This is a genomic window from Methanobrevibacter sp., from assembly GCF_017447225.1.
In the GTDB taxonomy this organism is placed as follows: domain Archaea; phylum Methanobacteriota; class Methanobacteria; order Methanobacteriales; family Methanobacteriaceae; genus Methanocatella.
The window spans coordinates 26,243-34,642 of record NZ_JAFSNZ010000015.1; the positions used below are offsets into that span (position 1 = coordinate 26,243).

Consider the following 8,400-nt stretch of genomic DNA (forward strand, 5'->3'; position numbering starts at 1 on the left):
TCAAACAATATATTATGAAAAGAATTAGAACAACATCCAGAAGATTTGAACAGATATTAGGCATTTTCGGTTCATTTTTAAGCATTATTTCTGGATCATTCATACTCTTCATTGAAAGTGGAGGACTTCAGGGAAACTCATTCATCGCACTGATATCAATAGCAGGTGCGCTTTTGGGATTTCTGGCTTCTTTTTATATCAATAAGGATGCTGAAGCTGCAGGTGTCGGATTTATCATAGCGGCCATATTGGTATTGATTGGAACTCCGCACTTGGGAATCTTCGGATCCATACTGATTTTGATTGCTGGAATGTCCGCATTATTTAGAAAGTGATTTTCATGATTAACAGGAAAATATTATTCATATTTTCAATGATTTTTCTGATGGCTGTTTCAAGTGTATATGCAGAGGATGATAACGTTAAGATTACAGTTAATAACCGTACTTTTGACGTTGAATTGGAGAATAACTCTGCCACAGCAGAATTGGTTAAGAAATTAAGTGAAAGCAATATCACAATTGACGCCAAAGACTATGGCAATTTTGAAAAGGTCGGTGATTTGGGTTTCTCACTTCCGACAAGTGATGAAAGCATCGAAACTTCTCCTGGAGACATTGTATTGTATCAGTCCAATCAGATTTCACTTTTCTATGAGTCCCATTCATGGGACTATACAAAAATAGGAAAAATCAAAAATGCAACCGCAGAAGAGCTTGCAGAAGTTCTGGGCTCAGGAGATGTGGAAATCGTTTTAAGCCTAAAATAATTTTACACTTGAAGCAATTCTTTTAACACTTTATTTTATCAAAATCTCATTTTAAATTTGAATTTTCAATAAATGCTTATTTTTAATTTTATTTTATTTTTACAATAAATTAAAAAACTTTATATGTCATTAAAACAAAGTATTATTTAATTAATTTTTTGAGGTTATGACCATGATTTCAAATGAAAAGCAAACCGTCACGCAGCTAACACAATATATTGCTTCATTATTTAAGGAAAACGACATCACTGTTCAAAAAATTATATACCAAATTAAAATGGATTTGGGCACCAATCATCCGTTATATGATAAACTGCCTTACTACTGGTATTACTGCGGTCCCTACTGTGAATTAATTACAGAATAATTCAATGAGTTTGCTCCATCTTCCAAAGATTTATTTTCACTTTACAATGTCAAATTGGCCACTGAATATGAAATTATTGATGAATTTCCAGAATTGATTGATTTGGGCGGAAATTTGTTGGATAAATGAAATTACATTTACGAGGACTTAACCGAAGACATCTATAAGAATTATGCCCCTCTTGATGTTATATATCCTTTCAAGTATGGCATTTTCAATCAAACTGAAAACGATAATCTGATGATTTCTGGTGATGATTATGAAGCTATTCAGGCAATGCCAACTCAAATTAATTAATTTATATGAAATTAGGGAATTTACAACAAGATCTATAGGATTGACTATAGAAATTGATCTTATAAATGATAGTGATAATATTGATGAATGTTGGCCTTTGTTAAAATCTCCAATTCGCAATTCATGGTTCACATTTGCTAAAGGATTACGTTTATATGCTCATGATTCTTATTATGATGATTGTTTTGAAAAATGGGATTTAACTTTCAAATATTCTTTAGAAAAACTAGAAAAAGAGATTATTGATTTGATGGATAATACTTTTGATTATATTAATCATCATGATGATTACGAATATACAGATTCTCAAAGAAGAATACTCGACAGTACTGTTGGAGCATACTTGAAGGGGAAATAATATGGATGATTTGAAATTTCATTGGAAGATAATGTGAAATTCTTCTAGACAGTTTCAAATGCGCCAAATCCTTGAAGGAGATTGTTTCATTCATTACAATGGACGATGACATTTTGGATTGCCGCAAAAGCATATCTGAACTTTTCAATTACAAGGTATATGTTTCTAATCCTAAAGATTATCTGAACAATTAAGGTAAATTATTTAATCAATTAGCCTAATATATTAAAACATACTAAACTCGTGATTTTTATGACTATCAAAGATGAAATTAAAAAAGTTAGGGATAATGTTTATGAAGTTCCTGGAAGCTACAACAAGAAAATGAGGGCTTCCGGAAGATTATATATTGCTGATGAAAGCTTTGAAGCACTTGAAGAAGGTGCAATACAGCAGATAGTTAATGTCGCATGCCTGCCTGGGGTACACAAGTACTCAATTGCAATGCCTGATGTCCATTTCGGATACGGCTTTCCAATAGGTGGTGTTGCAGCATTCCGCTTAAGAAACGGTATTGTATCTCCTGGTGGTGTAGGTTTTGACATTAACTGTGGTGTAAGGCTAATCAAATCCAATCTGACTTTAGAGGACATTGAAGACCACATGGACGAACTTGTGGAAGCATTGTTCAAAAACATTCCGTCAGGTGTGGGATCTAAAGGAAAAGTCAGACTCAGCGAAGATGAAATCAACGACGTACTGGATTACGGTGCAGAATGGGCTGTTGAAAACGGCTACGGATGGAAAGAGGATTTGGAAGTTCTTGAGGAGAACGGAAGAATGACTGATGCAGATTCATCTGAAGTAAGTGACAAGGCCAAAAAAAGAGGAATTCCACAATTGGGTTCTTTAGGTTCAGGTAACCATTTCCTTGAAATTCAGGTCGTCGATGAAATCTACAACGAGAAAGTTGCTGAAGTCTACGGATTGAAAAAAGGAATGATTGTTGTCATGGTTCATACAGGTTCCCGTGGATGCGGACACCAGGTATGTTCCGATTACTTAAGAATAATGGATAAGGCTTACCAGAATTATAAGATTGATATTGCAGACAGACAGCTTGCATGTGCTCCGCTAAATTCCAAAGAAGCATTAAGCTACCTGAAAGCAATGTATGCTGCAGCTAATTATGCATGGGCAAACAGACAGATGATTACCCACTGGATTCGTGAATCATTTGAGGAAGTACTTGGAAAAACCGCCCGTGACATGGATATGCAGATTGTTTATGATGTTGCCCACAACATTGCAAAAATGGAAACCCATAACTTCAAGGGAAACGATGTCGAACTGCTTGTTCACAGAAAAGGAGCAACCCGTGCATTCGGTCCCGGCCGTGAGGAAGTTCCTGAAAAGTATCGTGAAGTCGGCCAGCCTGTACTTATTCCGGGAACCATGGGAACAGCTTCATACGTATTGCACGGAACCGATGTTGCAATGGAAGAGACCTTCGGTTCAACAGCGCATGGTGCCGGAAGGATTCTTTCACGTTCACAGGCTAAAAAGGACTACAATCCTGATGATATTGTAAATAATATGGAAAGCAACGGAATTAAAATCAAGGCAACATCCAAGCATGTAATTGCAGAAGAGGCACCTGGAGCATACAAGGATGTTGACAGCGTAGTTCGCGTATCCGACTCAACAGGAATCGCTAAACTTGTTGCAAAAGTAAAACCGTTAGCAGTTACTAAAGGATAGTTATAAGATGATTGGAATTATTGGTGGAAGTGGAGTTTATGAAATAACCTCCAAAGCAGATAATGTGGAAAAAAAGATAGTCAGCACAGATTACGGTGATGTTGAAGTATCCATTCTGGATATTTTCGAAAAAAAAGTTGCATTCATCCCAAGGCACGCTTCAGGACACAGTATTCCTCCACACAAAATCAATTTCAGAGCCAATATAGATGCACTTAAAAAGGTTGGCGTAACCCAAATCATAGCAACAAACTCCGTAGGGTCAATGAATCTGGAAATGCCTCCCGGGTCATTTGTAATTCCGGATGACTTTTTGGATTTTTCTGAAAATAGGGATAAAACTTTCTATGAAAATAAGGTAGTGCATATAGATGTAACAGAGCCATATTGCCCAACTTTGAAAGAAATTTTAAACGAATCCGGTGAAGTCATACTTGGAGGAACCTATGTCTGCACACAGGGGCCAAGGTTTGAAACCCCTGCTGAAATCAAAATGTTTAAGATGCTTGGAGGGGATTTGGTCGGAATGACAGGTCTGCCTGAAGTAACGCTGGCAAGAGAACGTGAAATGTGTTATAATTCAATCTGTATAGTTTCAAATTATGCATCAGGAATATCAGAAAGCGAACTGACCATAGATGAAGTGTTTGAAATGGTTGAAGCTCGCCAAAACGATTTACTGGAACTTATTTATAATTTCATTAAAAATGCGCAGGACAGTGACTGCGGATGCCATCATGCATTGGATGGTGCTGAAGTTTAAGGAGGCTTTATTATGGCTAAGGTAATATTGTTATGTGGATCTCCAAGAAAGGACAGCAATACGCTTGACGTTTTGGAAGTCTGTGCCAAAGAAATCGAAAAAAACGGTGTTGAAACAGAAATCATTTCCCTAAGGGGAAAGAAAATCCAGTCATGCGTAGCATGTCTTACATGCAGCGAAACAGGAAACTGCGCACTGAATGATGGCTTGGATGAAATAATCGATAAGATTCGTGATGCTGACGGATTTATTCCTGCAGCGCCGGTTTATTTTGGAACCGCACGTGGGGATATCATGTCTGCCCTTCAAAGGATTGGTAAAGTATCAAGATCATATGATAAATTCCTTACCTGGAAAGTCGGTGGTCCTATTGCTGTTGGAAGACGTGGAGGTATGACATTAACATTGCAGGAAATGACAATGTTTTTCCCAATCAATAACATGATTATTGCAGGAAGCACATACTGGAATATGGTTATTGCAGGAGAGGAAGGCACAGCATTTGAGGACACGGAAGGAATCGAAACAATAAAACTTTTCGGTGAAAATGTAGCAAAAATAATAAAGAAATTAGGTGATTAAAATGAAAATAGCTGTTGTATCATCAAATGGTGTTGATGTTGATTTGCATCTTGGAAAAGGTTATTCATTATATGTCTATGAATACGAAGACGATGATTTGACTTTTGTCGAACACAGGGAAGTGGACATTGACCTTGAAAGTCAGCATCAGGGAAGTAAAGTTATCAAAGCCTGCGAAGACTGTGATGTCATTATCGCAGCCCAGTTCGGATTCAAATCCAAAGTCACTGCAGACAAGTTAAACATCAAGCTTGTCAGTGATGAAGGATCTGTTGATGAAGTTTTAAAATCATACATTGACCATTATAACTTCATGAAAAACTAATGCTTGTCTTATGACAAGTACGCCCCATTACCATGTCAGTTGGAGATTATTTACTGAAATTTGAATTCAATTATTAATTTTTTCATGTCTTAATTGATTAATAGAAGTTCTAATTATTGCTTAAAAATATAAAATAATAATTATATGGTTTTTTAAACTGTTTAAATGTTAAATATGGCTAATTTATTGAATAAATCATTATTCCTTTTGTTCAAATATTTGAACAAGTTTTTATATATGGTTGTTCATTCATTTGAATATGGTGCCTATAGGTTTATTTATTTAAATCATTCAAATATTATAACATGTCTGAAATAAGTTGGTTTGCTTTTGAAAATAAGGATTTGGATTTTCCGATTTATAAGAAAAACCCTCATGTTCCCAAATGGGGATGGATTGTTTTATTCATTGCTCTGTTTGTAGGATTCCTATTCCAGATGGGATCTTCAATTTTCTCAGCAATATTGGCCTGTCTAATTCCGCTGATTCCACTTCTCTACTTTTTGAAATGGGATTATAAAGCAATATTTCAAAAGCCTAAGCTCAGCGAAGTAGGCCTTGCGGTAGCACTTTTCGTAGGATATATTGTCTATGCGCTTGTTATAGGCACTCTTTTGGAGGGTGTCGGCATAACTGGTGGGGATTTGGTGGATTCAGCCACATTAACTGTAATGTCTCTTCCTCCTTTAATATTCTCGCTGATGGGTGAGGAACTGATTAAGTTCATCCCATTCGTGTTCTTCTTAAGGTTATCCTTTAAATATTCAAACAAACGCTGATTCTCAGTTATATTGTCCATGCTTATTGTAATGGCATTTTTCGCTTCACTGCATTCATTTGACCTTAACACATTCATGTTTGCTTTGGTCGTACAGGGTTTAGGTTCAATATTTGAGTTTATAGGTTATATAAAAACCAAAAACATATTGATTTCATATATTACTCATCTGTGCACGGATGTGTTCATTTTTTCACTTGCAATAATGGGGGTTGCTTAAGATGAAAAGAATAATGTTAATATTGATGATTTTAGCTATTTTATCAATTGGAATATCAGCAGGTTTCGCCAAAGATACTTTAAACAGCACTGATGATTTTACAGAAGCGATTAATCAGGCACAGTCAGAAAACAAAAATATTGTTTTAATATTTGACCAGGACAGCTGCGTCTACTGCGATATCCTAAAGGAAAACACATTGGCGGATGAAAAAGTCATTGATGAGCTTAATACTAATTACATCCTGGTGATTGTGAATGTCAACGAAGAGCCTGAGCTTGCTGCCAAGTATAATGTTTACGGAACACCTCTTACTGTGATTTTGGATTCCAATCAGAACCAGATTGGCAGAATTGAAGGCTATGTTGATGCGGATGAATTTCTGGAAATGCTTCAGGGGGTTTAGATGGAAGTATTTCCTCTGATTTCTTTTTTAACGGGAGTTATTTCAATATTGTCTCCCTGCATTCTTCCGATTTTGCCTATATTTATCGGATTCAATCTGAAATCCAGACCAAAGATGGAAATTGTTTCATTTACTTTAGGGCTTTTTTCAATATTTACACTAATCATATTTCTTACGGCATTTTTCACAGCATTTGTATATAAATATATTATATATGTAAGATTGGCCTCAGCAATTATACTTCTATTTATTGGTATTTCAATGCTTTTGGACTTTTCATTTGATTTCATTAAAATATCTCCTAGAAATGATTACGGATCATTTGCTTTAGGTGTTTTGACCTCTGTTGCATGGGTTCCCTGCTACAGTGCCTATCTGATTTCGCTGATTTCACTTCTACTTACAACAGCCGATCCGATTTTCATTTCTTTTAATATAATATTATACTGTCTGGGTTTTGGGCTGACAATTCTCGTCTTAAGTTTCGCATTGTCAAAAATCAACATCGAATCATTAATCAGCAGGACAAATTTCATTCCAAAGATTTTTGCCATATTAATAATTATAAGTGCACTCTATCTGATGTTATAATTTTCAACAATATTTATATACCATGAATAAAATAAGTAATAGTAACCTTTATGGGCGGGTTTTAATTAAATAAAACTTAATTACAAATTATTCTTTAAATAACGTGAGAAGAACTCACAATAGTCGAATAAGAGATTATAGAGTTATAATCTGTTATAATTTCATTTTATAGATTATTTTATGTAAGATTACTGAAATACTCTATTTGAGGACTATTTTTCAAAATTAAATGGCGATTCGCTAAATATAATTATAAATATTTTAAAATAAAAAAAACGGTTGATATAATGGCAAAAGCAAAATCAAGACGTAGAGTACGTGACACTTGGAAAGAAAAATCATGGTATACTATTAAAACACCATTAATGTTTGAAGAAAAAGAAATTGGGGAAACCCCAGCTAAAGACGCAGATCTCTTAATCGGAAGAGGAGTAGAAGTCACAATGAGAGAATTAACCGGTGACTTTTCAAAACAATACATCAAACTCAGATTTGAAATTGATAATGTAGCTGGAGATGTTGCAACCACCAAATTTACCGGTCACAAAACCACTACTGATTACGTAAGAAGTATGATTAGAAGAGGAACATCCAGAATCGATGCTTCCACTATTGTAAAAACTAAAGATGATCGCAGAATTAAACTTCATGTATTAGCAGTAACTATCAGAAGAGCTAAATCTTCCCAACAAAAATACATGAGACAAGTAATCGAAGAGTTACTTAAAGAAACTGCTGCTGAAAGGACTTATGAGGAATTAGTCAAATCATCTGTAAACGGTAAATTAGCTTCTGAAATTTACCACACTGCTAAAAAAATCTACCCACTTAAAAGAGTGGAAATTATCAAAAGTAAAGTAATCAAATAGATTACTTTTTTTACTTCTTTTTTTATTTTCAACGGAAATTAGTTTAATTTTCATTTTGTTAGTATTTTGTTTGTAATTTTTACATATTTTTATCCTTTATCCAAACATGTTCGTATGCTTTCGAATGATGTGGTAAAATATGGATATAAATGTTTATCAAATCTTGTTATTCTTTAAAAGAATTAATAATATTTTAATTTTAAAATAACTTATTTTTCAATGCTTTTTCATTTTTGTGTATTTTTTTTTCAAAAATAATCTTTATTTTTTTATTATTTTTTCATGGATTTTTTGATTGAAAAATATTCATTTTATTTAAATATAATTTATATTATATTTATTTATTTTAACATAATTTTAAATATTTTTTAGAA

General features: G+C 34.2%; 14 protein-coding genes. All 14 read left to right on the forward strand.

The genetic code is table 11. The annotated features are described in order from the left end of the window. Nucleotides 1–14 precede the first annotated feature (14 nt). Complete coding sequence (locus IJQ68_RS01245) at nt 15–335, forward strand: hypothetical protein (RefSeq protein ID WP_292795915.1); 321 nt, start codon at nt 15–17, stop codon at nt 333–335. A gap of 5 nt (nt 336–340) precedes the next feature. After that, entirely contained in the window at nt 341–769 is a 429-nt protein-coding gene (locus tag IJQ68_RS01250) for a cyclophilin-like fold protein (protein ID WP_292795917.1), read from the forward strand. A 172-nt stretch (nt 770–941) separates the two neighbouring features. After that, nucleotides 942–1,136 (forward strand): hypothetical protein, encoded by a 195-nt coding sequence (locus IJQ68_RS01255; RefSeq protein WP_292795919.1) that lies wholly within the window; start codon nt 942–944, stop codon nt 1,134–1,136. A 259-nt stretch (nt 1,137–1,395) separates the two neighbouring features. Continuing rightward, nucleotides 1,396–1,791 (forward strand): hypothetical protein, encoded by a 396-nt coding sequence (locus IJQ68_RS01260; RefSeq protein ID WP_292795921.1) that lies wholly within the window; start codon nt 1,396–1,398, stop codon nt 1,789–1,791. A 71-nt stretch (nt 1,792–1,862) separates the two neighbouring features. Next, nucleotides 1,863–1,985: a hypothetical protein gene (locus IJQ68_RS01265; RefSeq protein ID WP_292795924.1), complete on the forward strand. Its 123-nt coding sequence runs from the start codon at nt 1,863–1,865 to the stop codon at nt 1,983–1,985. Between the two features lie 58 nt (nt 1,986–2,043). Next, the gene (locus tag IJQ68_RS01270; RefSeq protein WP_292795927.1) at nt 2,044–3,492 is read left to right on the forward strand and encodes an RtcB family protein; all 1,449 of its coding nucleotides are present in this window, start codon (nt 2,044–2,046) and stop codon (nt 3,490–3,492) included. A gap of 7 nt (nt 3,493–3,499) precedes the next feature. After that, nucleotides 3,500–4,255, forward strand: a complete 756-nt coding sequence (gene mtnP, locus IJQ68_RS01275; protein WP_292795930.1) for an S-methyl-5'-thioadenosine phosphorylase — start codon at nt 3,500–3,502, stop codon at nt 4,253–4,255. Between the two features lie 12 nt (nt 4,256–4,267). Then, entirely contained in the window at nt 4,268–4,837 is a 570-nt protein-coding gene (locus tag IJQ68_RS01280; RefSeq protein WP_292795933.1) for a flavodoxin family protein, read from the forward strand. A gap of 1 nt (nt 4,838) precedes the next feature. Then, nucleotides 4,839–5,162: a NifB/NifX family molybdenum-iron cluster-binding protein gene (locus IJQ68_RS01285; protein ID WP_292795936.1), complete on the forward strand. Its 324-nt coding sequence runs from the start codon at nt 4,839–4,841 to the stop codon at nt 5,160–5,162. Nucleotides 5,163–5,467: 305 nt separating this feature from the next. After that, on the forward strand, nt 5,468–5,941 hold the full coding sequence (locus tag IJQ68_RS01290; RefSeq protein ID WP_292795940.1) for a hypothetical protein: 474 nt from the start codon (nt 5,468–5,470) through the stop codon (nt 5,939–5,941). An 18-nt stretch (nt 5,942–5,959) separates the two neighbouring features. Continuing rightward, complete coding sequence (locus IJQ68_RS01295; protein WP_292795942.1) at nt 5,960–6,160, forward strand: hypothetical protein; 201 nt, start codon at nt 5,960–5,962, stop codon at nt 6,158–6,160. A gap of 1 nt (nt 6,161) precedes the next feature. Then, nucleotides 6,162–6,566: a thioredoxin fold domain-containing protein gene (locus IJQ68_RS01300; protein WP_292795944.1), complete on the forward strand. Its 405-nt coding sequence runs from the start codon at nt 6,162–6,164 to the stop codon at nt 6,564–6,566. Further along, the gene (locus tag IJQ68_RS01305) at nt 6,567–7,157 is read left to right on the forward strand and encodes a cytochrome c biogenesis CcdA family protein (protein ID WP_292795946.1); all 591 of its coding nucleotides are present in this window, start codon (nt 6,567–6,569) and stop codon (nt 7,155–7,157) included. Between the two features lie 287 nt (nt 7,158–7,444). Next, nucleotides 7,445–8,026, forward strand: coding sequence for a 30S ribosomal protein S3ae (locus IJQ68_RS01310; protein ID WP_292795948.1), 582 nt, complete (start codon nt 7,445–7,447; stop codon nt 8,024–8,026). The last annotated feature ends 374 nt before the right edge of the window (nt 8,027–8,400 follow it).

What these genes read in the sequence shown, in the direction of transcription:
- IJQ68_RS01305 (WP_292795946.1), top strand. Translation starts at nt 6,567, where the DNA reads ATGGAAGTATTTCCTCTGATTTCTTTTTTAACGGGAGTTATTTCAATA.
- IJQ68_RS01245 (WP_292795915.1), top strand. Translation starts at nt 15, where the DNA reads ATGAAAAGAATTAGAACAACATCCAGAAGATTTGAACAGATATTAGGC.
- IJQ68_RS01310 (WP_292795948.1), top strand. Translation starts at nt 7,445, where the DNA reads ATGGCAAAAGCAAAATCAAGACGTAGAGTACGTGACACTTGGAAAGAA.
- IJQ68_RS01280 (WP_292795933.1), top strand. Translation starts at nt 4,268, where the DNA reads ATGGCTAAGGTAATATTGTTATGTGGATCTCCAAGAAAGGACAGCAAT.
- IJQ68_RS01300 (WP_292795944.1), top strand. Translation starts at nt 6,162, where the DNA reads ATGAAAAGAATAATGTTAATATTGATGATTTTAGCTATTTTATCAATT.
- IJQ68_RS01285 (WP_292795936.1), top strand. Translation starts at nt 4,839, where the DNA reads ATGAAAATAGCTGTTGTATCATCAAATGGTGTTGATGTTGATTTGCAT.
- IJQ68_RS01255 (WP_292795919.1), top strand. Translation starts at nt 942, where the DNA reads ATGATTTCAAATGAAAAGCAAACCGTCACGCAGCTAACACAATATATT.
- IJQ68_RS01290 (WP_292795940.1), top strand. Translation starts at nt 5,468, where the DNA reads ATGTCTGAAATAAGTTGGTTTGCTTTTGAAAATAAGGATTTGGATTTT.
- IJQ68_RS01260 (WP_292795921.1), top strand. Translation starts at nt 1,396, where the DNA reads ATGAAGCTATTCAGGCAATGCCAACTCAAATTAATTAATTTATATGAA.
- mtnP (WP_292795930.1), top strand. Translation starts at nt 3,500, where the DNA reads ATGATTGGAATTATTGGTGGAAGTGGAGTTTATGAAATAACCTCCAAA.
- IJQ68_RS01250 (WP_292795917.1), top strand. Translation starts at nt 341, where the DNA reads ATGATTAACAGGAAAATATTATTCATATTTTCAATGATTTTTCTGATG.
- IJQ68_RS01295 (WP_292795942.1), top strand. Translation starts at nt 5,960, where the DNA reads ATGCTTATTGTAATGGCATTTTTCGCTTCACTGCATTCATTTGACCTT.
- IJQ68_RS01270 (WP_292795927.1), top strand. Translation starts at nt 2,044, where the DNA reads ATGACTATCAAAGATGAAATTAAAAAAGTTAGGGATAATGTTTATGAA.